Raw genomic sequence first — 22,877 nt, 5'->3', positions numbered from 1 at the left:
CTCCGCGATGCCCCCCTGGCTACTGAGCCTGTCCCTCCTCGTCGTGATGGTGATCGGGCGCGAAGCCGGTCACTTCATCCACCAGAGGCGTCGGCCAACCGGCACCGACGTCGGTGAAGCGAAGGACGAGTTCACGCTCAGCGCAGTGCTTGGCCTGCTGGCGCTGCTTATCGGCTTCACCTTCTCGATTGCCCTGACGCGTTACGAGACGCGCCGCGTGCTGGTCGTAACCGAGGCGAACGCCATGGGTACGACCTGGCTGCGCTTCGACCTGCTCGAGCCCGAACAGCGCAGCCGTGCGCGCGACCTCATGCGCCAGTACGCTGCGGCGAGACTGGCCTATGGCCTTGCCGAAGACGTCCCCGAGATCGCACAGGCCAGCCAGCGTGCGGACGAGATACAGGTCCGTCTGTGGAACGAACTGGCAAGTGACGTAAAGCCCGACCGTACGACTCCCTTCGCGCAGTTTCTGTTGGGGCCTGCCAACGAAATGATCGATACCGCGGGCGAACGTACCGCGGCGGCGGCCGCACACGTGCCAACGCGGTTGTTCGGCACGCTTGCCCTCTACTGCATCGTGGCCGCCGGGCTCACCGGTTATCTGCGCGGTCTTTATCGCACCGCTACCACCCTGGTATTCGTTCTCGTCGTGCTCGCACTCGGTCTCGTGGCGGACCTCGACTCGCCAAAGCACGGACTGGTGCGCGTGCCGCAGGAGCCCATGGCCACCTTCCTGCGAAGTACGGATTAAGGCCTTCCTCTTACCCGGATTGACGGCATGAGTCTGCCAACCGACAAGCACGGACACGATTTCACCACCAGCGAAGGTCTTGCCCTGCAGCGGACGCGTTTCGCTGGGGAGCGGACCCTCATGGCGTGGGTGCGGACCTCGTTCTCGATGATTACCTTTGGCTTCAGCCTCGTGAAGTTCTTTCAGGTGCTGGAGAAGGGAAACACCGAGGGAGCGGATGTCGGCACGCACTACCTCGGCCTGGTCATGATCCTTGTCGGCATCGCTGCCGTAACCGTGGGGATATTCGAGCATTGGGGCTTGCTCAAGACGCTGCACGCGACCGATGGCAGTCGCCGTACCTCGCCCGCGCTCTACATCGGCCTGGTCGTCGGCGTGCTGGGTATATCCGCACTATCCGTAGCCATGCTGCGCGTGAGAGGTGGTCCATGATGTATCTCCTCAACAACGCGCCAGTAATTTTACGGTCGGCGTCGCCGTAGAAGCGCGGACGCGGGATCGACAGGGCGATGCGATAATGACCACCATCCCGCATCGTTTTTCCCGCCTGCGCAATGTTCGGCCCCTGTTTTTGTGATCGCCCCCACCCCGGGGGGTCACGCCGATCCACTTGCAGGCGGGATTTCTTTTATCCTCACCGAGCGTGCCATGACAACTCGTCGACCATCCCTCGTTACGTTCGCCGCGTCGGTGCTGTTGGCCGTGTTGTCGTTTCACGCACTTGCGCAGAACGGTGCCGGGGCGACCCTCGATCGCGCGACGCGAATGCTTCATCAGAAGTTCGTGACGGCGGATGTCGACAAGGACGGCTTCCTGACCAAGGAAGAGGCCGATAAGGGCAGCATGCCGACCACGGCGAAGTACTTTGCCGACATCGACACCAGTCACCGCGGCAAAGTCTCGGAAGCCGAAATCAAGAGCTTCCTGGTAAATCGCGCCGCCGATCGCGCAAAGACACCCTGACTCGCGTCGCCGTCAGAACAGCGCGTCGACGAGATGATCGACGATGGTGTTGAACGGTATCGCCGAGAGCCAGATCGGCGCGAAGGGCAGCACCGTGGCGACGATGACGGCCAGCAGGCTCTGGATGTCGTAGATGGCCTGGCGCATGGCGTAGACGTTTGCAACAACCGCATAGAGATCCGTGGTCGCCGAGAAGTCGGGACGCTCGAGCAGGTCGGCATCGATTTTCTTGGATTCGTCGAACCATCGGGTTTCAAATGCCTCGCCCGCACGGGACGCGAGGTTTCCGTAACGATAAACCCCCATGCGCCAGGCGACGACGAGCGCGCGGCTGAAGACGAGAGGCGGGCTGCCGAAAAGCAGCAGCATCACGAGGGCCGTGATGAACGGCGTGGCCTCGTGGCCCATCGGCGATGCGCCGGCGATGACCTTGTTGGCCAACGAGCCGGCGACGACGATGGCCACCGGCAAGGCCAGCGTGGCGAAGATCCGCGGCGAGCAGGCCAGGAACTGCAGGCCGCCTGCCTGGTCCGGGTGCGCCGGGACGAGGTAGAGACCCATGCGCGCCATGCGCCACAGGAAGCGAATCCAGACACCGAGGCGCCACAGCCAGGCCAGGATGAGACCCAGGAGTACCGGAAGGCTTACGCCCATGTGCCACCACCCGGCGCGCGATAAGCCCAAAGGGAAATCGCCGCGCTGCCACAGGGGTACGGCCGCCATGGGAACCATGATCGCCAGCAGGACCACGACGGCGTAGACGGCGGCGAACAGAAAGCCCGAGGGCCAGACGCCGGTGCTCAAACGACGGCAGCTCGCGAGAAGCACGTCGTATTCCGCCATCCGCGAAGGCGGCACCAGGTTGGTGGAAGCGAAGTAGCGCGCCATGGAATCCAGGCGAGGCAGCACGATGTAGTCGGCCGCGATGAACAGCGGCACGGCGAGAAGGAAGCGGGCGTGGACGGCGGCATCGATAAGAAAGGAAGCGAACGAGACGCGCGCGTTTCCCAGCATGGAGAGCACCAGCAGCGGCGCCCAGGTTACCGCGATGGCTATGCCGATACGGAGAAGAGCCTCACGCCGATCGTCGCCACTGACCACCCGAAGGCGCCGGAGCACCTCGACGTGTGTGGCTTCGCTGAAGAGTGGCCCCGTGCGCATGCGAGCTTCCAGGGTGTTATTTCGGGAAGAGAAGCGCGACGACAAACCGATATCCCCATCCACGTGGGCTGCTGTCGGTCTTGGCAGCCCAGTAGCGGATGCCTCCCGTGAAACTCACCGGTGTGCGTCCGAGCTTCGTGAGCTTGCCCACGGAAAAGTTGAGCGGTACGGCGGCCTGGTGTGCGTGCCAGTCGTACGTCGACTCCGCGTTGAGCGTATAGGTCCACGCCGTGGGCGTCGTGAACGAAGCGAATGGCTGGAGAAGCAGGCTGCTCAACGGCGGACGATCGCGATTGTTCTTGACGCTCGCCACGGACCAGATCTGGTTGGCAAGCAGGCCGAACGTGAACCCGTGGGTCTGCTTCAACATGACGAAGGTCGGCCCCAGTCCCCACTTTTTCGCGCCCAACAAGTCGTCCGTTGCCGTGGGTAAAAGAAACGCGGGCCCTACGCCCCAGATGATGCCGCCGGCGGTGGGTTGTTTCGGCGAAAAGAACAGGCTTTGCGTGATATCGCCCAGTCCCGACTGGCTACCCGAGCCCGGCGCGATATCGGCCTGGCTGGTCACCGGAAGAATCGTGCGCGAGATCATGTTCCAGTCATCGTTGATGGACACCGGAACGACCGGTTGCAGGTTCATCGTCAGCCGGTGTCCGCGCTCGTCGGCGCCTATCTTGCTGTCGTAGTTGAACTGGAACGGCACGCTCACAAGCGACGCCACCGGATTGGAGAGCTCCTGGGCTAGGTCGGCTGCGTCATTGCCTCCGGCATTGCCGGGAGCGGACTGTGCGAAGAGCCGCGTGGCGGAAGCTGTCAGCACCACGCCGATAACGAGCCCTGGAAATTTCATTGGCGTCCTCATTCGGGCAGTGCATCTGCGGGCAATCTGCGCATGGGACTGAAGCGTCTTGCATAAAAGCGAGGCGGACAATTGAACAACTACCTATGGCTGACTGGGTAGAACTACCCGTGTCCGCCTGCCCGAAACATTTCCCGCCACCGGAGTTATCGGTAGTTCTACTGATCGCGCAAAAGCGTTTTATCGGTAGCGCCTGAATCTGATGCGAGCAGCATGGAGAGGCGAACCGAGATCGACCCTTTTCTACCACCGGAGGATGTATGGCAACGGCAACCAAGAAAGCGAAACAACCCAATATCCTGGTGATCTGGGGCGACGACATCGGTTGGCAGAACGTCAGCGCGTACGGCATGGGCACGATGGGCTACACCACGCCCAACCTCGACCGGATCGGCCAAGAGGGCATCCGCTTTACCGACCACTACGGCCAGCCGTCGTGCACTGCGGGCCGCGCGGCATTCATTACCGGCCAGTATCCGATTCGCTCGGGCATGGTGACTGTCGGGCAACCTGGCGATCCGTTGGGCCTCCAGCCTGAGTCGCCCTGCCTCGCGGAGGTTCTGCTCGAAGCAGGTTATGCGACCGGCCACTTCGGCAAGAGCCACCTGGGCGATCGCAACGAGCATCTTCCGACGAACCACGGGTTCCAGGAGTTCTTCGGCAATCTTTACCACCTGAACGTTTCCGAACAGGAAGAGCAACGCGATTACCAGAACTTCGCGAAGGCCTATTCGGGCAGCGCGGACGCTTACGCGAAAAAGTTCGGTGCCCGTGGCGTCATCCATTCGCTGGCAACGAAGAAGAACGATCCGACCGTCGACCCGCGCTTCGGCGTCGTGGGCAAGCAGAAGATTACCGACACCGGGCGTCTGCACAAGGACCGCATGGAAGATTTCGACGCAGCGGAAGTGATTCCCCGTGCGTTTGAATTCATCAAGGAGGCGACCGACGAGGGCAAGCCGTTCTTCGTCTGGCTCAATACCACGCGCATGCACCTGTATACGCGACTCAATGAGAAGTGGCGCTACGCCGCGGAGAACTTTACCTCGGAAGCCGACTTCCACGGCTCGGGCATGCTGCAGCACGACCACGACATCGGTCTGGTGCTGGACTTCCTCAAGGAGAACGGGCTGGAGGAGGATACGATCGTCTGGTTTTCGACGGATAACGGCCCCGAGCATTCGTCATGGCCGCACGGTGCGACGACGCCCTTCCGCGGCGAGAAGATGACCACGTACGAGGGCGGCGTGCGGGTCATTTCGATGTTGCGCTGGCCGGCGCAGATCAAGCCGGGCCAGGTCCTCAATGGCATCCAGGCGCACCAGGACATGTTCACCGGCCTTGCGGTAGCCGCGGGGGTAACTAATGTCGTGGAGAAGGTGAAAAAAGAGAAGAAGCAGTACCTCGATGGGGTCGACAACCTGGACTACTGGACGGGCAAGTCGAAGACATCCCATCGAAACCATATCTTCCACTACAACGAAAGCAAGCTGACCGCACTTCGGATGGGCCCGTGGAAGTGGCATTTCTCACTCACCGAAGACTATTACGGCAACATTTCCGGGCGTAGCAAGCCGCTCGTCTTCAACATTCGCATGGACCCCTTCGAGTCCTACGACACCAGCGACTCCTACGGGCATCTCCTGCAGAAGATTTCCTGGCAGACAGGGCCGCTCGGCGAACTCATGCAGGAACACCTGAAGACCCTGGCCGAATACCCACCGGTGCAGGGCGGCAAGTCGTTCGACATGTCGAACGTCGTGGAGCAGTTCATGAGTCACGGGCACGACTAGGATACGGATCCCTCCATGGAAACCTCCTTTAGTGCGCACTCGCTGATTGAAGCCGCCGCCCTCGGTATTGAGCTGCTGGCGACGGCTTTGATCATCGTGGCTATTCTTTTTGCGACGGCGATCTACCTGGGTGGTTACCTTCACCCGGGTTCGGATCCCTACGCGCGATATACGCGATACAAACAGCGACTGGGCAGGGGACTATTACTCTGCCTCGAAATCCTCGTTGCCGCCGACATCGTCCGCACGATCGCCCTCGACACCACCTGGGAGAGCGTGGTGTCGCTCGGATTGCTGGTTGTCATCCGCACCCTGTTGAGCTGGTCGCTCATCCTCGAGGTGGAGGGAAGGTGGCCCTGGCAGGATGAGCGCCGCGAACGCGGCCGTGCCGGCAACGGTGGTCATGACCCGGACCAGCCGGTCTCCTAGCGTCCTGGTACGCCTGCTCAGCTTCGTTGCTTGTGAGCATCCGTCGGCAGTCCCGCATTGAGCCGCTTGAGTTCCAGCCGCGCGGATTCCACGGCTTCGTCCTCAGCGGCTTCGACATAGCTGTGCACACGTTTGCCGACGATGCGCGCGACTTCTTTCCCGTCGGCATCCCGGATGATCGCGTCCGCGGAGAAGCACGAAGCGCCGACGTCGCTTTCGTGACGGACGCAGCGCACTTCGTACGAGTAGTCGAGTTTGACCTTGCGCATGGTGTTGTACCTCAGGGCACGTTCTCGATCATTGGGTATCTCCTGCGGCGGTCGGGCCGTCGGTCGGCACTTCGGTCCAGCTGGAGTCCGGATCGAAGCGAGTGATCGATGCAGCAGCGTGCTCCGTATCCTTACCCAGGTTCTTCTCGAAGACCTGACCGTCATGACTGATCTCGAAGCTCATCACGCCGGTTTCGCCATAGCGCACCGGCCATGCGATCAACGCGAAGCCGTTAGCCAGCACCTTGCCTTCCATGTAGTTATAGGCGCCCCCGGGTGCCGATGGCCCCTGCGCCGTGAGGATTCGATAGTGATAGCCGTAGTAGCCGCCACCCGTGGGTGGCGTCACGAAGTAGGGCCCCAGCGGGCTCTCGGGTGAGCCTTCCTGCGGGTCCCAATACAGGCCGTCGTGTTTGCCGGGCGTGCTGATCAGCTTGCTCGCGTAATGCGGAACGGCATCCTGGTCATGCACGCTCGAGGCGTAGTCGCGTTGTGCGTCGTAGTACGCAAGCAGTGCCTGTGGGACCGAGCTTTCGTTGTGACCGATCTGTTGCGCGATGATTTCGTCATGGCCAGCTTTGGTGTCGAACGACCAACCGCTTGCGCCTTTCACCAGCGGAATCGGCAGCACCCAGCCTGCACTACCGACAGCGAGGTGGTTGGTGTTTCCTTCGGTGACAATCTTGTGCGAGCTGTCGTAGTCGGCGACGAAGGCATCGACATCGTCACGATCGACGCCGTCGGTCGGGATGTAGGTACGCCAGTCGTCGCCAAGCACCTTGGCGAGCGCCGGTTGGTCGTGCGCCCGCAACGCGGTGACGAGCGCTTCGGACGCGGCATCCGGCGTGGGGTAGGTCGCCGCGGCCGCCCACGCGGCCAGCGTGACGAGCAGCGACGACGCCAGGAGGGACTGCGCAAATCGCTTGGTCGGGAATCGGGTCATGTCGTGCTCCTAGCGACGATGGAAGCCGCCGCCGCCACCGGCGCGTGCGGGGACTGGGCGATTGATCTGGCGTCCGGCAGCGGCACCACCGCGCTGGCTATGCAGGTTTTGCATACTGTGCTGGCCTTGTTGACGCTGCGCCGCGCCGTTACCGGGTGAACGCACGCCCGAGAAGGCATTGGCGCGCGCTTGTGAGGCGCCTGGCTGGTGTTGGATGCCACCGCCGTTGCCGCCAGGGCGGGTGAGACCACCTTCGCGGTTGGCGCCAGCGCGGGCATTACGCGAGCCATTGAAGGTCTCGCCGGGTCGCCGTGCCGAGGCTGCTGCACCACCACCCGTCGTGCGGTCGAAGCTTTGCATCGCTCGCTGCCGGTTGGCGTCCCGTCCGGACGACTGCCCACGGAACGCCTGTCTCTGCTGCGCACCGCCCACGCCCTGGTTGAAGCGCTGTTGAGTAGCGGAGCCGCGATACGGCGTACCGCGACGGTTGGCCGCGTTGTGATTCCAGTTGACGTTGCCGTTGCCGCTGATGTGGTGGTTGACGTTGATGTTGTTGTAGCGGTTCACATCGATATGCACGTCGTTATGGCCCCAGTCGCAGCCGCCCCACAACGAATTGGCGACAGCGATACCGGTCCCGAACGCGAGGCCGGCAGCGAGTCCCGTGGCGATCGGGTGGTAATAGCCGGGAGGCGGCGGGTAGTACGGCGGCGGATAGGCGGGATAGGCCCAGGTGCCGTAGACCACGGTCGGGTTGTACGAGGGTACGTAGACCACCTGCGGGTTGACCGGCTCGATTTCGATGACCGTCGTCTGCGGCGTGCTTTGCTGCACGATGACCTTCTGCTGGTCGGTCGTCTTCAGGTTGCCGGCCTTCTGTGCCTGCGCGCGTAGCCTTTGCACCGACGCCATCACATCGTCCGGCTGGGCGAGGAAGGCATCGCCGACGTTACGTACCCAGTCCGGATGGAGGCCCATCTGCGCGAGGGCCTCGGGAAAGGCCACCAACGACTGCACGCTGGGATCCCAGGGCTGGTTGGCGACCTGCTTCACGGCGGCATCGCCGGTGGCCTTCGGATTGGCCTTCGACCAGGCCGCAGCGTCGGCGACGTCCGCGGGATACGTCGAAGCCATGAGCATCTGCGAGAGCAGGGCGTCCGGATACAGCGCGATGGGCGCCATGAACTGGTCGATCTGCTCTTTCTTGAAGACCGGCGCGGCAGGGGCCGTTGAGGTGTTTTGTGCGGTGGGCGCCGGCGCGGGCGACTGTGCCAGGGCGACCGGAGCGCCAAGGGCAAGCACGACCGCCATGCCGACCCGCCAAGCCATGCGTGCATTCACGAGCGCTCTCCCACGAAACGGATCCCGATTCGCAGGATCGGTCCGCGCCAGGGAGCGCGACAGCGCAGTTGTGCGTAGCCGCCTTCCGCAAAACTACCTACATACCGCAAGGTCTCCCAGTGGGAGCTGATTCATCGGCGATGGGTGCTAGCCAGCCGCCCACCCGTGCACAATCCGTCTCAACTCAGCCAACCCGTCCGTCAGCGCCGCCGGCCCCGGCTGCAGAATCAACGGCGACTTGACCTCATAAAGCTGGCCGTCGCGAACCGCCGGAACGTTCTCCCAGCCCGGCCGCGCTACCACCTGCTCAGGCCGGAACCGCTTCCCGCACCACGAGCCAATGATGATGTCCGGCGCCGTATCGATTACTTCCTGCGCATCGGCAATGATCCGGTCTTTCGCGAGCGACTGCACTGCACGTCCGGGTAGAACATCGTCACCGCCGGCAATGCCGACCAGCTCCGACACCCAGCGGATGCCGGAAATCATCGGTTCGTCCCACTCTTCGAAATACACGCGTGGTCGCCGCGACAGACGTGCCGAGGCTTCGCGCGTTTCGTCGAGGCCACGTTCGAGCGTGGCGGCCAGTTGTTCGGCCTTGTCAGCAACACCGACTATCGCACCAAGACGGCGGATGTACTCGAGGATGCCTTCGACACTGCGATGGTTGGAGATCCACACTTCCACGCCAGCCTTGATCAGCGCCTGCGCGATATCGGCCTGGATGTCCGAGAAGCCGATGGCCAAGTCGGGTTTCAGCGCGAGGATCTTGTCGACCTTGGCGCTGGTGAACGCGCTGACCTTGGGCTTATCGCGACGCGCTTCGGTAGGGCGCACGGTGAAGCCGCTGATGCCGACGATGCGGTCCTGCTCACCGAGGAGATAGAGGGTTTCGGTGGGTTCTTCGGTGAGGCAGACGATACGGCGCGGGCCCATGGGGGTTCCGGTTCGGAGTAAACGCCGATTGTGAAGCCTCAAGGCATCTCAATCCAACGCCCGTGCCGTCGAATCTCCAACGGACGGAACCGCCGCTTGTAATCCATCTTTGGATGCCCGGCGATCCAGAACCCAAGATACACGTACGGAATGCCGCGGCGCTTCGCCAACTCCACCTGCTGCAGGATGCCGAATGTGCCAAGTCCACGCGCTTCCTCGGCGGGATCGAAGAACGTATAGACGGCTGAAACCCCCGCCAGTGCAATGTCCGTTACGGCAACCCCGAGCAGGCGCTCGCCCAGGTAATACTCGAGGAAGAGGGTAGGGCTCCAGGGTGCGGCAAGGAATCGCTGAAAATCTTCGGCGTCAGCTGCATCCATGCCGCCGCCGCTGTGACGTGCGCGCAGGTACTGCTCGTAAAGTTCGTGGCGCTCCGGCGTGAAGCCGGGGATGCCTTCTCGTACGGTCAGGTCGGCGTTGCGTTTGAGGCAACGTTTCTGGGCTCGGTCGGGTGCGAAACGGTCGACGTCGATGCGGCAGGGCACGCAGGCCTGGCAGGCGGCGCACTGGGGCAGGTAGAGGTGGCCGCCGGCGCGGCGGAAGCCCTTGGCGAGTGCGGGGCCGTAGAGCTTATCGAGGTTGGGTGCGCCAGGATCGACCACGAGGTTCTGCGCCGTCCGCTCGGCGAAGTAGCCGCAGGTGTGCGGCAAGGTCTGGAACAGGCGAACGCGGTCGGTCATGGGGATGTTATAGCGCGTAGGCCGGGCGGCGTCATCGCGGGGTGTTACATGGATTGGATGAGGGTGCGCAGGCTGCGGGCGGAGTCGACGTGAAGTGGCGACCAGGGGCGTGACCTGCCTCGGACGTTCTCCTGCCAGGTTTCGAAGCTCTGCCGCGGCGAGAGGCGCGCGCCGGGGTAGTTTTCCAGTTTGGCGAGGGCGGGGTTTCCGGCCCAGCGGACGTCGCGCACCTGTTCGGCGCGTGTCCACAGGATGGCGACGTCTTCGTCCACACCAAAGGCCAGCGGCATGAAGATGATGCCGGCCGCGAGGCTGGCGATCGTCGGATCGGCCAGTTCGGGATGGCGGGCGCCGATCTCGTCGGTGTGCACGACGCTCCCTACCGCGCCGGCGTTCTTTCCCACGTCGCCGTCTGCTTTTCCATTGACGCCATGGGCCTCATTATCGCTGACAAGCTCCTTGATCCGCAGCAAGGCCACGTCCTCCGGCAGTTGCCCATAACGCATCACCCGGTTGCCAACAAAGAGAGCGACACCGTCGGCGTCCACGACTTCAAGCAGCTCCGGCGCGAGCGAGGCAAGCAGCTCCGGGTCGATCCGGTCGCGCTCATGGAAGGCGGTGATCAGCTTCTCGCGCACCGTAAGCAGAACGCTCTCGCTTTCGATCGTAGCCAGCTCTTCGATCGCCGCCACGCGCGTCGCGAAGGCGCCTGCGATGGCGTCGGCCGCTTCACGCATGCAGTGGTCGGCGAAGAACGGGCTGTAGTGGTGACAGGAAATCAGCCCCCACAACTTGCCGTGGGTGATGATCGACGCCACCAGGGTGCCGGTGACGCCCATGTTGCCGAGGTATTCCAGGTGCACTGGCGAGACGCTTCGCAGCGAAACGTCGCTGAGGTCGGTCGCTGCGGCAGTTTCCGGGTCGTAGGCCGGCATGATGCGCGACGGCACGTAGCGGCAATCGCTGATCTGGCGCACGCGGTTACGCAGGTAGAGTGCTCGCGCCTGCACGGGGATATCCGTCGCGGGGTAGTGCAGGCCGAGGTAGGCCTCGAGGTCGTGCTTGCGGGCTTCCGCCACCACTTCGCCATGCCAGTCGTGATCGAAGCGATAGACCATGACACGGTCGTAGCCGAGCAGGGTGCGCACCGTGCGCGCGACGCGGGCTGCGGCGCGTTCGACGCTGTTGTCCGATTCGAGGCTACGGGCGAGATCGCGACCGACACGTTTCGGGCTTTCTTCGAAGTCAGCGGCGCGTGGCTCGATTTCGATCATCCAGCGCGTGTCGTAGGCATGCACGCAGGCGTACCACGTGGCCTCATGGGTCGCGTTGGGGAACGCGACGGGAACCCAGGCGCTTTGGGCGGGGCGTAAGTCGTTCTCGAATAGATCCGCAGGCAGCGTGACGACGTCGTCGAGCGGAGCATCCAGCGTGGCTTCGAGCGCAGCACCGAGCACGTCGGCGGCATTCTCGCTCACCTGCAGGATGGCCCGTGTCTGCGCATCCACCACCACAAGGACGCCGTGGGGCTGGATGGAGCCGGGAATATGGATGGGTTCGCGGTCGCAGGCGGTCAGGTCGGGCAGGTCAGTCATGGACCGCAGGATCCGTCAGCGTCTGTTGAAATTGCGCGAACATGCGCCGCGCTGCCTCGACGGCGGCCTGCTGGGAGGCTGCGTCGGGGAGGGCGTGGTCGAGGAGGGATTGGAAACGGCGCCAGTTCGAGGGAGCGTTTTCGCCGACGGCGTAGAAGGTGTGGGAGAGCTGCGGGTAGAGCTCGCGAAGGCGGCGGGCGATGACGCGGCCGCCGAGGGCGGAGCCTTCGATGACGTAGAGCTCGCCCCAGTTGGCGTTGCCTCCTGTGGGAGCCGAGCTGAGTGTGGGAGCCAAACTAACTGTGGGAGCCGATTTATCGGCGATCAGGGTCGCGGTTTCGTGGGGAAGAGCATCGCCGCTGAAGCGGCTCCCACAGAGGGAAAGAGCATCGCCGCTGAAGCGGCTCCCACAAGGGGCGTCGCCGCTGAAGCGGCTCTCACGGAGGTCGGCTTCGATCAGCGTCGCCCGCGACGTGTACCGCCACTCGGTTAACCCGGCCAGCCAGTTGGAACGCGCTGCTTCCCACTTGCGAAATAACGACAGTTGCGCCCGCAGCAACGCGGCGTAGCCGGTTTCACCCAGCTCACCGGCCAGCAAAAGCCGCATGCCCGCCGTCGCCTCGGCCGCCTCGTGGGCATCCCGGGTGGCTTCGCGCAGGACAAGATGGGCGGGCGTCACACCGGCGGCGCCGGCCACTCAGAGCACCTGGACAGCCTTGAGCACCACGACCACGACGACGCCGGCGACGATGGCCAGGGCCATCAGGCGCACGCGTGATGCGGTGCGCTGCGGCTTGGGCCGGAGGTCCGGCGAGCGGTGCATCTGCAGTTCTTCCTGGAAACGCACCACCGGCTCGATGCCGATGTCCTTCAGCAAGGCGCGGGCCCTGGGGAAGTCGTCGGCGCTCTGGACCCATACCTGCGGCCACGAATCGCGGTTGTCGTTGCGCTGTGAATAGCTGAAGCGCTGGTAGGTCGGGCGATTCCAGGTCGACCGGTTGGTGACGGTCGTTTCGATGCCGTGCTCGGTGAGGAGCGACACGATCCGGTCGATGTTTTCCGGGCGGGGTGAGGTATAGAGTTGGCGCATAGGCCGATTCTACGGGATTTGCGCCGGAGCCAGCAGGCCCTTCACATCCGTCAGGTGACCGTCGTTGGCCTCGGCGGGCAGCCGCAGCACGCTCATGATCAGCGGATACACGTCCACGTTGGGGAACGGCGCGACGGTCACGCCGCGTGCGAATGCCGGCCCGTGGGCGACGAACAGGGCGCGCATGGCGGGGTCGAGGTTGTCGTATCCGTGCTCGCCCAGGGACATCGGGTCCTTGCGTTTCGCGAGCCCATCGCGGCTGATGATCGACCAACCCGTATCGGCCAGGCATTCGAAAGCGGGCACGCGGGCGTGGGTGCCGTAATCGAGCCGCTTGGGCAGATCCTGCTTGCGGTAGCAGTGCATGTGCTCGTGCGGGCCAAGCAGGCGCGCGACGGCCGCATGCGAGTCCACGCCAGGCTTCGGATTGAACGTCGCCATGACGCCATACGACACCGCGTCCAGTGCGTTGAGGTCGGTGGCATCGTCGGCAAAGACGATGTTGCCCTTGGGCACGTAAGCCATGCCGTGGTCGGACACGATTACCAGGTTCATGTGGTCGTAGAGACCGCGCTGGCGCAGCTGCGCCACCAGATAGCCGAGAGCATCGTCCACGTCACCGAGCGCGGTGTTCAACTCGGTGGAGTCCGGGCCATGCTCATGACCGGCGTGGTCCACCGAGTCGAAGTACAGCGTGTCGAAGGACGGCTTCGGGCCCGGCTCGTCTATCCACGAAAGCAGCTTGTCCACGCGCTGGCGCGAGGTGAGCGAATCGTCGAACGGAATCCAGTGGTCGGGACGTACACCGTGAATCGCAGCCTCAGTTCCCGGCCAGAACATGGTCGCCGTATGCAGGCCGTGCTTCTGCGCGGTCACCCAGATCGGCTCGGCATCCGCCCACCAGCGGCCATCGCTGGTCGCGGCGTGGTTGGACAGGCTGAACTTGCCCAGCACCGTGTCCTGCATGGTGTTGTTGACGATACCGTTGTGGTCGGGGACGCGACCGGTCACCAGCGTGTAGTGGTTGGGGAAGGTGAGCGACGGGAACGACGGCAGCATGTACTGCGCGCGGGCGCCGTCCGTCGCGAGGGCGACCAGGTTCGGCGTGAGACCGCGGTCCATGTAATCCGGGCGGAACGCATCGATCGAGACCAACAGCACGGGCGTGACGGGCGGGGTGGCGGGCTGGGCGGGGCGCGTGGCGCAACCGGCCAGGACCACCGCGAAAAGCGCAGTGAAAGCGCGCTGCAGCAGGGACGACGTGGCGTTCATGAAGGGGGACGTAGGCTCGGTTTATTCAAGGCAATCCGCCAATGATGGACGAGTCCCATGACCAATTCATCTCACAAGTTCCTGCTGCTTCTTCTTACGATCGCTGCGCCGTTGTCGGTCGCGGCGCAAACGCCGCCACAGCCGGCACGGGCGGCCGCAGCCGCCGCACCGGCGAAGCCCGCGCCTGCCGCCAGGCCCGCTGTCGCCGTGCCGTCGCACACCCAGCAGTTCAATCAGCAGGTCAATCGCCAGCAGGTGATCAACCAGCAGAACCAGAGCGCCGTGCAGCAGCAACTGCGCCAGAACAGCATGAACCAGCAGCGCAGCACCGCGACGGATCCTGCCCTGCGCAACCAGCTGGATAACGCCGACCGCGCTCAGCAGCAGACCTACCAGTCGCAGCAGGACGCGACCGTGCGCACCCACCCGACCGTGCCGCGCACACGGGATGCGAACGGCCGCGCCGCGCCGGCCAATTCGGGCTCCGCCGGGCACTAAGCAGTCAACTAACGCGTTGTTTGTTGCGACGCGGCTGGCGAGGCGCTGGGCGGCAAGCCCATAATCGGCGATTCCCCTGGATCGACGGAGCCTCCCCGATGACGGCCTTTACGCGCATCGACACGACCCGCACCGTCCGCGCACCGCGCGGCGCCGAACTCACCTGCCGCAGCTGGCTGACGGAAGCTCCGTTCCGCATGTTGCAAAACAACCTCGACCCCGAGGTGGCCGAAAACCCCGCCGAGCTCGTGGTCTACGGCGGCATCGGCCGTGCCGCGCGCAACTGGGAATGCTTCGACGCCATTCTGCGTGCGCTGCGCGAACTGCGCGACGACGAAACGCTGCTCATCCAGTCCGGCAAGCCGGTCGGCGTGTTCCCGTCCCACCCGGATGCGCCGCGGGTGCTGCTGGCCAATTCCAACCTCGTGCCGGCCTGGGCGAACTGGGAGCACTTCAACGAGCTCGATCGCAAAGGCCTGATGATGTACGGCCAGATGACGGCCGGCTCGTGGATCTACATCGGCTCGCAGGGCATCGTGCAGGGCACGTACGAAACCTTCGTCGAGATGGGGCGCCAGCACTACGGCGGCAGCCTCGCCGGCCGCTGGATCCTCACGGCCGGTCTGGGTGGCATGGGCGGCGCGCAGCCGCTGGCCGCCAGCCTGGCGGGCGCTTCATCGCTGACCATCGAATGCCAGCAGAGCCGCATCGATTTCCGCCTGAAGACGCGCTACGTCGACGAGCAGGCCACCGACCTGGACGACGCGCTGGCGCGCCTGGATCGTTACGCGAAGGAAGGCCGTGCCGTCTCCGTGGCCTTGCTGGGCAACGCCGCCGACGTGCTGCCGGAGCTGGTGCGCCGCGGTGTCCGTCCGGACGCCGTGACCGACCAGACCAGCGCGCACGATCCGGTCAATGGCTACCTGCCGTCAGGCTGGACCGTGGAAGAGTGGTTCGAGCGTCGCAAGTCGGATCCCGCTGGCACCTCGCACGCCGCCAAGGTCTCCATGCGCAAGCATGTCGAGGCGATGCTGGCCTTCCACGCCATGGGCGTGCCGACCTTCGACTACGGCAACAACATCCGCCAGATGGCCAAGGACGAAGGCCTGACCGAAGCCTTCGCCTTCCCCGGCTTCGTGCCGGCGTTCGTGCGGCCGCTGTTCTGCCGCGGCGTGGGGCCGTTCCGCTGGGTCGCGCTGTCCGGCGACCCGGAGGACATCTACAAGACCGACGCCAAGGTGAAGGAGCTGATCCCCGACGATCCGCACCTGCACCGCTGGCTCGACATGGCCCGTGAGCGCATCAGCTTCCAGGGCCTTCCGGCGCGCATCTGCTGGGTTGGCCTCGGTCAGCGCCATCGTCTCGCGCTCGCGTTCAATGAAATGGTCCGCAACGGTGAGCTGAAGGCACCGATCGTGATCGGCCGCGACCACCTGGACTCCGGTTCGGTGGCCAGCCCCAACCGCGAAACCGAATCCATGCGCGATGGCAGCGACGCCGTCAGCGACTGGCCGCTGCTCAACGCCATGCTCAACGTGGCCGGTGGCGCGACCTGGGTCAGCCTGCATCACGGCGGCGGCGTCGGCATGGGTTACAGCCAGCACAGCGGCGTGGTGATCGTCGCCGACGGCACCGAGGCGGCGGACAAGCGACTGGCGCGCGTGCTGTGGAACGACCCCGGCACGGGCGTCATGCGCCATGCGGATGCGGGGTATGAGGATGCGATTGCGTGTGCGAAGGAGCAGGGGCTGAATTTGCCGATGGTGGGTTGAGAGCATCGCCGCTGAAGCGGCTCCCACATGACGAGCATCGCCGCTGAAGCGGCTCCCACATGGAGCCGGCTTTGTGTGGGAGCCAGCTCTGTGTGGGAGCCGCTTCAGCGGCGATTGGGGACTACCTCACCGCCCATTAGCCCACGAAGCCACATACCGCTCCGGATAAATCCGCTGCAGGCCCAACACCTTCGGCCGGTCATTGATCGCGATGTAAGCGGCATCCGGATTCAACCGCATGTAATCCTGGTGATAGTCCTCCGCCGGGTAGAACGCCTTCAACGGCGTCACCTGGGTCACGATCGGCGCGGAAAAGGCGTGCGCCGCCGTCAGCTGCGCCACATAGGCATCGGCTACCTTCTTCTGTTCCGGCGTGGCGTAGAACACCGCCGACCGATACTGCGTGCCCGAGTCGGGCCCCTGGCGGTTCAGCAGGGTGGGGTCCTGGGCGACCGAGAAAAACACCTGTAGCAGCTGGCCGTACGTGACCTGCGCCGGGTCGTACACCACCCGCACGGACTCGGCGTGGCCGGTGTCGCCGTCGCTGACATCGTCGTAATTGGCGTGAGCGGCATCGCCGCCGGTGTAGCCGTTGCGGACACTCTTCACGCCGCGAACGTGTTGGAACACGCCTTCGACACCCCAGAAACAACCACCGGCGAACACGGCGGTGGCGTCGCCCTTCGCCGCAGCGGCGTCCACGGTGGGGGCGGGCAGGCGAACGCCTTCGTCGCGGGCGGAGGCCGCGGAGCAGGCCGTGAGTGCGATCAGGAGCGGTGCAAGCAGGGAACGGCGGTTCATGCTGATCTCCGGGGGAGGGGGCCTGCCAGATAAGACCGGACCAGTCGCAGGAATCTGACACGCCTTCCCGCTACAGTTAACGGCTGGCCCGCCGATAACGGATAAGCGACCGTGGGTCGAGAAAAAGCGGCACGAATTCGGCAAAATAGTGGAATGGGCATTGACGCCATGTCCACGTTTATATGACCAATCTGCCCGCCGCGGTGGCAGCGCATTGATGGAGGCAGGGGGAAACAGTGGCGTACGACCTGGTGGAGAGACGCGTCTTCGTGACCGATCTGGAGATCGGCATGTACGTCAGTCGTCTCGATTGCGACTGGTCCGACACGCCCTTTCCGTTGCAGGGGGTGCCGATCACCTCCTACGAGGACATCGAGTCCCTGCGGCGCTTCTGCAAGTACGTTTTCGTCGACCTCCATCGGAAGGTCACCCCGGCGCGGGTCGCCGTGGTCGCGCCGCTCCGCACAGCAAGCGCCCGCCCGGTCCTCAATACCCGCCTGGTCACCCGGCACGCTTACAACGACACCGCCTCCTTCGACGACGAGATGCCGCGTGCGCGCGCGGCTTTTGACACCGTGGCCAGCTTCGCGGAGCAGATCATCGAAGATATCCAGGCTGGTCGGGTGATCGATCCGGAAGCCGTGGAGAACGCCGTGCGCCCCATGGTGGAGAGCGTGCTGCGCAGCGGCGACGCCTTCTTCTGGATGCAGAGCCTGCGCCAGCGCGACAGCTATACCTACCAGCACGCCGTCGGCTGCAGCACGCTGGCTGCCGCCTTCGGCCGGCACATGGGCTTTACCGGCGATGCCATCGTCAGCCTCGCTGCGGGCGGCCTTCTGCTGGACGTGGGCAAGTCGCAGCTGCCCGAGGAAATGCTCGAGCGCGGCGGCCCGCTCAACGATGCCGAATGGGAGCTCGCACGCCAGCATGTGAATGAGGGCGTCGCCATCCTCGATCACTCCGGTGTAACCGACACCGAAGTCCGCGACATGGTGCTGACCCACCACGAGCGCTTCGACGGCAGCGGGTACCCGCAGGGCCTGGCCGGCACGGAGATCCCGCTGGCCGGTCGCATGGCTGCCATCATCGACACTTACCATGCCATGTCGACGCCGCGGCCTTACCGGCCGGCGGTATCGCAGCACCTGGCGATCCGGCAGATCTATTCGGGCCGCGATCGTGAGTTCCAGGGCGAGCTGGTGGAGCAGTTCCAGGCCTGCCTGGGTGTCTACCCCACCGGCTCCCTGGTCGAGCTCAATACCGGCGAGGTCTCTATCGTCATGGTGCAGAACCAGGCACGCCGCCTGCAGCCGCGCGTGGCGATCCTGACCCGTACCGACAAGACCCATCTCGACGAATTCATCATCGTGGATCTCATGCGCCAGACCGATGGTGTCCGACGCGAGATTCTGCGCACACTGGCCGCCGGCAGTTTCGGTATCGAGCCGAGGGAGTATTTCCTGCCATGACCAGCGAGCGCTCACATATCCTGCCGGCCATCCAGGCCATCCTCGATCGCGCGGTAAACGCGGAGGGTCTTTGCGCTGTCCTGGTCATTCGCCTGCAAGGCATGCGCGAGGCGCAGCTGCGCTTCGGCTTCGACTTCGGCAATGAAGTGATGCTCGCCGCCCGCGAACGGATCGTCGACGCCGTGCGTCACGTCGACAAGATCTTCGTCGCCGGCGACGACACCTTCGTCGCCGTGCTGCCGTCCATTCGTAACCGCACGCACGCGCTGCTCGCTTCCACGCGCATCGTCGGTGCCTTCGACGCGCCGCTGCTTCGCGGCGAGCGTCCCTGGCACGGCCGTGCCGTGATCGGCGTCACGCTGTACACCGAGCACGGCACCACGGCCGAGCTGCTTTACCGTCGCGCCGAGCTGGCGCACGACGAGGCCCTTCGCGTGGGCGAGCCGTTCGCGGTCTACCAGCAGGACGTCACGCCAATCGAAATCCTCTATGGCGAGCTGCGCGAAGACATCGACGCCAACCGCCTGCACGTCGCATTCCAGCCGCTGTGCGACCTGCGTTCGGGCGCGGTGGTCCGCGTGGAATCGCTGGCGCGCTGGAACACGCGCTCCGGTGTGGAAGTGGCCCCGGCCGATTTCGTTCCCTTCGCCGAGCGCAGCGACCTCATCGTGCCGCTGACCCGCTGGAGCCTCAACGCTTCGCTACGACACACCGCAACACTGCACCGCGGCGGCTGTCCGCTCGACGTGGCGATCAATCTCTCGCCACGTGTCTTCGTCGAACAGGGTTTTGCCGAACAGATGCTCGGTGCGCTGGAAATCTGGGGCGTGCCGCCGGAATCGGCGATCATCGAGATCACCGAAACCGCGCTGCTCACCGACCTCGACATGAGCGTTCGCGTGCTGCGCCGCTTGCGCGACCACGGCATACGCGTGGCAATCGACGACTTCGGCACGGGCTACGCCTCGTTTGCCTACCTGCGCCACTTCCCCGCGACCGAACTCAAGATCGACCGCAGCTTCGTCCACGCCATGATCGGCGACCGCCGCACGGAGCTACTGGTCCAGGCCATGGTCGACGTAGCGCACCGCCTCGGTCTCGAAGCGGTCGCCGAAGGTGTGGAGAACGAAGAAACCCTACGCCGCCTCGTCGAAATGGACTGCGACCTCGTCCAGGGCTATCACATAGGCCGGCCCGTCCTGGCCGAAACCTTCGTCGCCGAGCGCATAGCCGCCGCGTCCCTCGTCTGATTGGCTCTGTGTAGGAGCCGATTCATCGGCGAAAACCAGTTCGCGACATCACCAAAAGCATCGCCGCTGAAGCGGCTCCCACAAAAGGCGGGGGCCCGGCTACCGAGCGGAGAGTTCGACGTAACGCCCATGCAGCTCAGCCACCTTCCCAGCCAACTCCGCCTCCGACCCCTCATTAACAATCACATCATCGGCAATCCCTAGCCGCCGCTCCCGCGAGGCCTGGGCCGCGATCATCTTTCGCGCCAGCGCGTCGTCGACGCCATCCCGCCGGGTTAATCGCTCAACTTGCACAGCCTCGGGCACATCGACCACTAAAACCCGGTCCACCCACTCGTAATTGGCGCGATTCTCCACTAGCAGCGGAATGGAGAGAATGCAGTAGGGCCCGGTGTCCGCGGCGACCGCCTCATGCAGCCACGTACGAATACGCGGATGAAGAATCCCTTCCAGCGTCGTACGTGCCAGCAGGTTGTCGAATACGCGCTTGCGCATGGCGGCGCGATCCAGCCGACCCTCGCTGTCGAGCGCATCCGTGCCGAACGCGCGAGCGATCTCTGCCAGCGCTTCCGACCCCGGCTCGACCACGGCACGGGCCGCAACGTCGGCGTCGTAAGCACGCACACCGAGCGCCTCGAAACAGCGCTCCACCGAGCTCTTGCCCGAGGCAACGCCACCGGTCAGCGCAACGACAAAACCGCTCATCGCATCCCCGACAGGTGCATGTAGCCGGCGAGCAGGGAGTCGCCAAAGAGCAGCCAGACCCAGCCGGCCGCCGCAAGGTAGGGGCCGAAGGGAATCGGCACCTCGCGCTGGTGCTTGCGGAACAGCATCAGGCTGCCGCCGACCAGCGCGCCGATAAACGAGGACAGCATGATGATCGGCAGCAGGGCGATCGGCCCCATCCAGGCGCCCAGGGCAGCCAACAGTTTGAAGTCGCCGTGGCCCATGCCTTCCTTGCCGGTGATCAGCTTGAACAGCCAGTACACGCTCCACAGGCTGAGGTAGCCGATCAGCGCGCCGAGGATCGCGGACGAGGGCGACACGGGCAGCGCCTGCCAGCCCGGGATCAGGGTGAGACCCAGGCCGATCCAGAGCAGTGGGTAGTTGAGTTCGTCCGGCAGGAACTGGGTGCGTGCGTCGATCCCCGACAGGGCAATCAGGAAGTACGTCATCGCCAGGGCGGCGAGAGCGCCGATCGTCGGCCCGAAGCGCCACACCACCGCGACGCTGGCGAGACCGGTCAGCAGCTCCACCAGCGGGTACTGCGCCGAGATGGGCTCGCGGCAGTAGCGGCAACGGCCGCGCAGCATCAGCCAGCCAAGCACCGGGATGTTGTCGCGGGCGGCGAGGGCGTGCTTGCACTTGGGGCAATGCGAGCCCTCGACCACGATGCCCGGCGGTCGCGGCTCCTCGGGCGCCTCGATCTCGAGCACCTCGCGGGCCTGCTTGCGCCAGTCCGCCTGCATGCGCTCGGGCACTCGCAGGATCACCACGTTGAGGAAGCTACCGACCAGCAAGCCGAAGACACCGGCGATACCGATCCAGAGAGAAAGGGGCAAATCGGGCATGGGCAATCCGTGATCCAAAGAAAAAACCCTCCGCCGGTGAGGGCGAAGGGTTCCTATTGTGCATGGCGCGGGCGAGCCAGGGTCAGATCGTGCCGGCCAGCTTGAAGATCGGAAGATACAGCGAGATGACCATGCCGCCTACCAACACACCGAGGATGACCATGATCATAGGCTCCAGCAGCGTCGCGAGGTTGTCGACCGCGTTGCTGACTTCTTCTTCGTAGAACTCTGCCACTTTGAAGAGCATGTGATCGAGCGAGCCTGATTCTTCGCCAATGGCGGTCATCTGTACCACCATGTTCGGGAACAGACTCGTCTGTCGCATGGCGAGCTGCAGCTGGTGACCCACGGCGATGTCGTCACGCATCTGCATGATGGCTTCGCCGTAAATGATGCTGCCTGTTGCACCAGCCACGGCTTCCAGCGCTTCGACCAGCGGCACACCCGCGTGGAAGGTAACGCCGAGCGTGCGGGCGAAGCGAGCGATCGCTGACTGATGCATGATGTTGCCCATGACGGGCAGGCGCAGCATGATCCGTTCGAGGAAATGCGCGAACCTTGGTGAGCGTTTCTTGGCCATCACGAGGGCTGTGATTCCACCGGCAAGGCCGCCGAACACCAGCCACCAATAATCCTGCATGAAATGCGAAGCCGAGACCACGAACTGCGTTGGTGCGGGCAGGGCAGCGCCCGCATCCTTAAAGGTATCCTGGAAGACCGGTACGACGAAGAGCAGCAGGATGGTAGTGACCAGCAGGGCAACGGCGAGGACCATCATCGGATAAAACAAGGCCTTCTTAATCTTGGCCTTGATGCTCTCCATGCGCTCCTTGTAGGTCGCCACGGTGTCGAGCACGGTATCGAGCACACCGGCCGATTCGCCGGCGTGGACGAGGTTGCGGTAGAGCTCGTCGAACTGAATCGGATGAAGGCCCATGGCCTCGTGCAGCGATGAACCGCCCTCGATCGCCGTCTTGACGTCAAGGAGAATGGCTTTCAGGCGAGCGTTCTTCTGGCCATCCACGATAATGTCGAACGACTGCACCATGGGTACGCCGGAAGCCATCATCGTGGCGAGCTGGCGGCTGAAAATGGCGATGTCGCGTGGCTTGACCTTGCTGCCGGTCGAACCGAACAGAGGCTTGGACTTCTCGCGGACCGTCTGGGGATTCATCCCCTGGCGGCGGAGCTCGGCCTTCACCAGCGCGGCGTTCTTCGCCTGCATGTCACCCTTCATGCGCTTGCCGCGCTTGTCCAGGGCAACCCAGTCGTACGAGACAAGCGTGCTTATTTGGCTGCGAGCAGCGCCAACGGCGCGCGTATTCTTGCTGGCGGTGGCGATAGCCATGGCGCGGTCTTCCCCCGGATGGATGC

General features: G+C 64.4%; 24 protein-coding genes. 9 read left to right on the top strand and 15 right to left on the bottom strand.

Features of this window, described 5'->3' with window-relative positions; genetic code table 11:
- The first annotated feature begins 7 nt into the window (after positions 1–7).
- The 3 genes from ACVWWJ_RS17695 to ACVWWJ_RS17685 all read left to right on the top strand — a co-directional run bounded on the left by ACVWWJ_RS17695 (position 8) and on the right by ACVWWJ_RS17685 (position 1,714).
- A complete protein-coding gene (locus ACVWWJ_RS17695) occupies positions 8–751 on the top strand; it encodes a bestrophin-like domain (protein ID WP_456968919.1) in 744 nt (247 codons plus the stop codon).
- Positions 752–778: 27 nt separating this feature from the next.
- Positions 779–1,183 (top strand): YidH family protein, encoded by a 405-nt coding sequence (locus ACVWWJ_RS17690; protein WP_456968918.1) that lies wholly within the window; start codon positions 779–781, stop codon positions 1,181–1,183.
- Between the two features lie 216 nt (positions 1,184–1,399).
- Positions 1,400–1,714, top strand: coding sequence for an EF-hand domain-containing protein (locus ACVWWJ_RS17685; protein WP_456968917.1), 315 nt, complete (start codon positions 1,400–1,402; stop codon positions 1,712–1,714).
- A 12-nt stretch (positions 1,715–1,726) separates the two neighbouring features.
- On the opposite strand, the gene ACVWWJ_RS17680 is transcribed toward ACVWWJ_RS17685, so the two are convergent.
- Entirely contained in the window at positions 1,727–2,875 is a 1,149-nt protein-coding gene (locus ACVWWJ_RS17680; RefSeq protein WP_456968916.1) for a hypothetical protein, read from the bottom strand.
- Between the two features lie 16 nt (positions 2,876–2,891).
- Complete coding sequence (locus tag ACVWWJ_RS17675; RefSeq protein WP_456968915.1) at positions 2,892–3,725, bottom strand: transporter; 834 nt, start codon at positions 3,723–3,725, stop codon at positions 2,892–2,894.
- Positions 3,726–3,994: 269 nt separating this feature from the next.
- On the opposite strand from ACVWWJ_RS17675, the gene ACVWWJ_RS17670 reads away from it, so the two are divergent.
- Complete coding sequence (locus ACVWWJ_RS17670; RefSeq protein WP_456968914.1) at positions 3,995–5,527, top strand: arylsulfatase; 1,533 nt, start codon at positions 3,995–3,997, stop codon at positions 5,525–5,527.
- A gap of 15 nt (positions 5,528–5,542) precedes the next feature.
- Complete coding sequence (locus ACVWWJ_RS17665) at positions 5,543–5,956, top strand: DUF1622 domain-containing protein (RefSeq protein ID WP_456968913.1); 414 nt, start codon at positions 5,543–5,545, stop codon at positions 5,954–5,956.
- Positions 5,957–5,973: 17 nt separating this feature from the next.
- Here the strand turns inward: ACVWWJ_RS17665 and ACVWWJ_RS17660 are convergent, their stop codons facing one another.
- The 9 genes from ACVWWJ_RS17660 to ACVWWJ_RS17620 all read right to left on the bottom strand — a co-directional run bounded on the left by ACVWWJ_RS17660 (position 5,974) and on the right by ACVWWJ_RS17620 (position 14,142).
- Positions 5,974–6,225 (bottom strand): hypothetical protein, encoded by a 252-nt coding sequence (locus ACVWWJ_RS17660; RefSeq protein WP_456968912.1) that lies wholly within the window; start codon positions 6,223–6,225, stop codon positions 5,974–5,976.
- A 28-nt stretch (positions 6,226–6,253) separates the two neighbouring features.
- Positions 6,254–7,168: a DUF2950 domain-containing protein gene (locus tag ACVWWJ_RS17655; RefSeq protein WP_456968911.1), complete on the bottom strand. Its 915-nt coding sequence runs from the start codon at positions 7,166–7,168 to the stop codon at positions 6,254–6,256.
- Positions 7,169–7,177: 9 nt separating this feature from the next.
- The gene (locus tag ACVWWJ_RS17650) at positions 7,178–8,509 is read right to left on the bottom strand and encodes a DUF3300 domain-containing protein (RefSeq protein ID WP_456968909.1); all 1,332 of its coding nucleotides are present in this window, start codon (positions 8,507–8,509) and stop codon (positions 7,178–7,180) included.
- Positions 8,510–8,656: 147 nt separating this feature from the next.
- Complete coding sequence (locus ACVWWJ_RS17645) at positions 8,657–9,445, bottom strand: cobalamin-binding protein (RefSeq protein ID WP_456968908.1); 789 nt, start codon at positions 9,443–9,445, stop codon at positions 8,657–8,659.
- 38 nt (positions 9,446–9,483) lie between these two features.
- Positions 9,484–10,185, bottom strand: coding sequence for an arginyltransferase (locus ACVWWJ_RS17640; RefSeq protein ID WP_456968907.1), 702 nt, complete (start codon positions 10,183–10,185; stop codon positions 9,484–9,486).
- Between the two features lie 44 nt (positions 10,186–10,229).
- Complete coding sequence (locus ACVWWJ_RS17635) at positions 10,230–11,780, bottom strand: GAF domain-containing protein (RefSeq protein ID WP_456968906.1); 1,551 nt, start codon at positions 11,778–11,780, stop codon at positions 10,230–10,232.
- Positions 11,773–12,477, bottom strand: a complete 705-nt coding sequence (locus ACVWWJ_RS17630) for a biliverdin-producing heme oxygenase (RefSeq protein WP_456968905.1) — start codon at positions 12,475–12,477, stop codon at positions 11,773–11,775. The genes ACVWWJ_RS17635 and ACVWWJ_RS17630 overlap by 8 nt, the downstream gene beginning before the upstream one ends.
- The gene (locus ACVWWJ_RS17625) at positions 12,478–12,870 is read right to left on the bottom strand and encodes a putative signal transducing protein (protein ID WP_159891418.1); all 393 of its coding nucleotides are present in this window, start codon (positions 12,868–12,870) and stop codon (positions 12,478–12,480) included.
- A 9-nt stretch (positions 12,871–12,879) separates the two neighbouring features.
- On the bottom strand, positions 12,880–14,142 hold the full coding sequence (locus ACVWWJ_RS17620) for an alkaline phosphatase family protein (protein ID WP_456968904.1): 1,263 nt from the start codon (positions 14,140–14,142) through the stop codon (positions 12,880–12,882).
- A gap of 57 nt (positions 14,143–14,199) precedes the next feature.
- On the opposite strand from ACVWWJ_RS17620, the gene ACVWWJ_RS17615 reads away from it, so the two are divergent.
- The gene (locus ACVWWJ_RS17615; RefSeq protein WP_456968903.1) at positions 14,200–14,640 is read left to right on the top strand and encodes a hypothetical protein; all 441 of its coding nucleotides are present in this window, start codon (positions 14,200–14,202) and stop codon (positions 14,638–14,640) included.
- Between the two features lie 98 nt (positions 14,641–14,738).
- Positions 14,739–16,412, top strand: coding sequence for a urocanate hydratase (gene hutU / locus ACVWWJ_RS17610; RefSeq protein WP_456968902.1), 1,674 nt, complete (start codon positions 14,739–14,741; stop codon positions 16,410–16,412).
- Positions 16,413–16,538: 126 nt separating this feature from the next.
- On the opposite strand, the gene msrA is transcribed toward hutU, so the two are convergent.
- Positions 16,539–17,213 (bottom strand): peptide-methionine (S)-S-oxide reductase MsrA, encoded by a 675-nt coding sequence (gene msrA / locus ACVWWJ_RS17605; RefSeq protein ID WP_456968901.1) that lies wholly within the window; start codon positions 17,211–17,213, stop codon positions 16,539–16,541.
- A gap of 236 nt (positions 17,214–17,449) precedes the next feature.
- Between msrA and ACVWWJ_RS17600 the strand changes: the two genes are divergently transcribed.
- Entirely contained in the window at positions 17,450–18,682 is a 1,233-nt protein-coding gene (locus ACVWWJ_RS17600) for an HD-GYP domain-containing protein (RefSeq protein WP_456968900.1), read from the top strand.
- A complete protein-coding gene (locus ACVWWJ_RS17595; RefSeq protein ID WP_456968899.1) occupies positions 18,679–19,932 on the top strand; it encodes a putative bifunctional diguanylate cyclase/phosphodiesterase in 1,254 nt (417 codons plus the stop codon). The genes ACVWWJ_RS17600 and ACVWWJ_RS17595 overlap by 4 nt, the downstream gene beginning before the upstream one ends.
- A gap of 99 nt (positions 19,933–20,031) precedes the next feature.
- Here the strand turns inward: ACVWWJ_RS17595 and coaE are convergent, their stop codons facing one another.
- The 3 genes from coaE to ACVWWJ_RS17580 all read right to left on the bottom strand — a co-directional run bounded on the left by coaE (position 20,032) and on the right by ACVWWJ_RS17580 (position 22,851).
- Positions 20,032–20,637, bottom strand: coding sequence for a dephospho-CoA kinase (gene coaE, locus ACVWWJ_RS17590; protein WP_456968898.1), 606 nt, complete (start codon positions 20,635–20,637; stop codon positions 20,032–20,034).
- Positions 20,634–21,503 carry a prepilin peptidase gene (locus ACVWWJ_RS17585; protein ID WP_456968897.1) on the bottom strand — a complete coding sequence of 290 codons (870 nt, stop codon included), beginning with the start codon at positions 21,501–21,503 and terminating at the stop codon, positions 20,634–20,636. The genes coaE and ACVWWJ_RS17585 overlap by 4 nt, the downstream gene beginning before the upstream one ends.
- A gap of 82 nt (positions 21,504–21,585) precedes the next feature.
- Entirely contained in the window at positions 21,586–22,851 is a 1,266-nt protein-coding gene (locus ACVWWJ_RS17580) for a type II secretion system F family protein (RefSeq protein WP_456968896.1), read from the bottom strand.
- Positions 22,852–22,877: the final 26 nt, after the last annotated feature.

This window comes from Luteibacter sp. HA06 (assembly GCF_054061215.1).
Note: the sequence above shows the minus strand (reverse complement) of the source record. Positions and strands in the feature narration are given on the sequence as shown.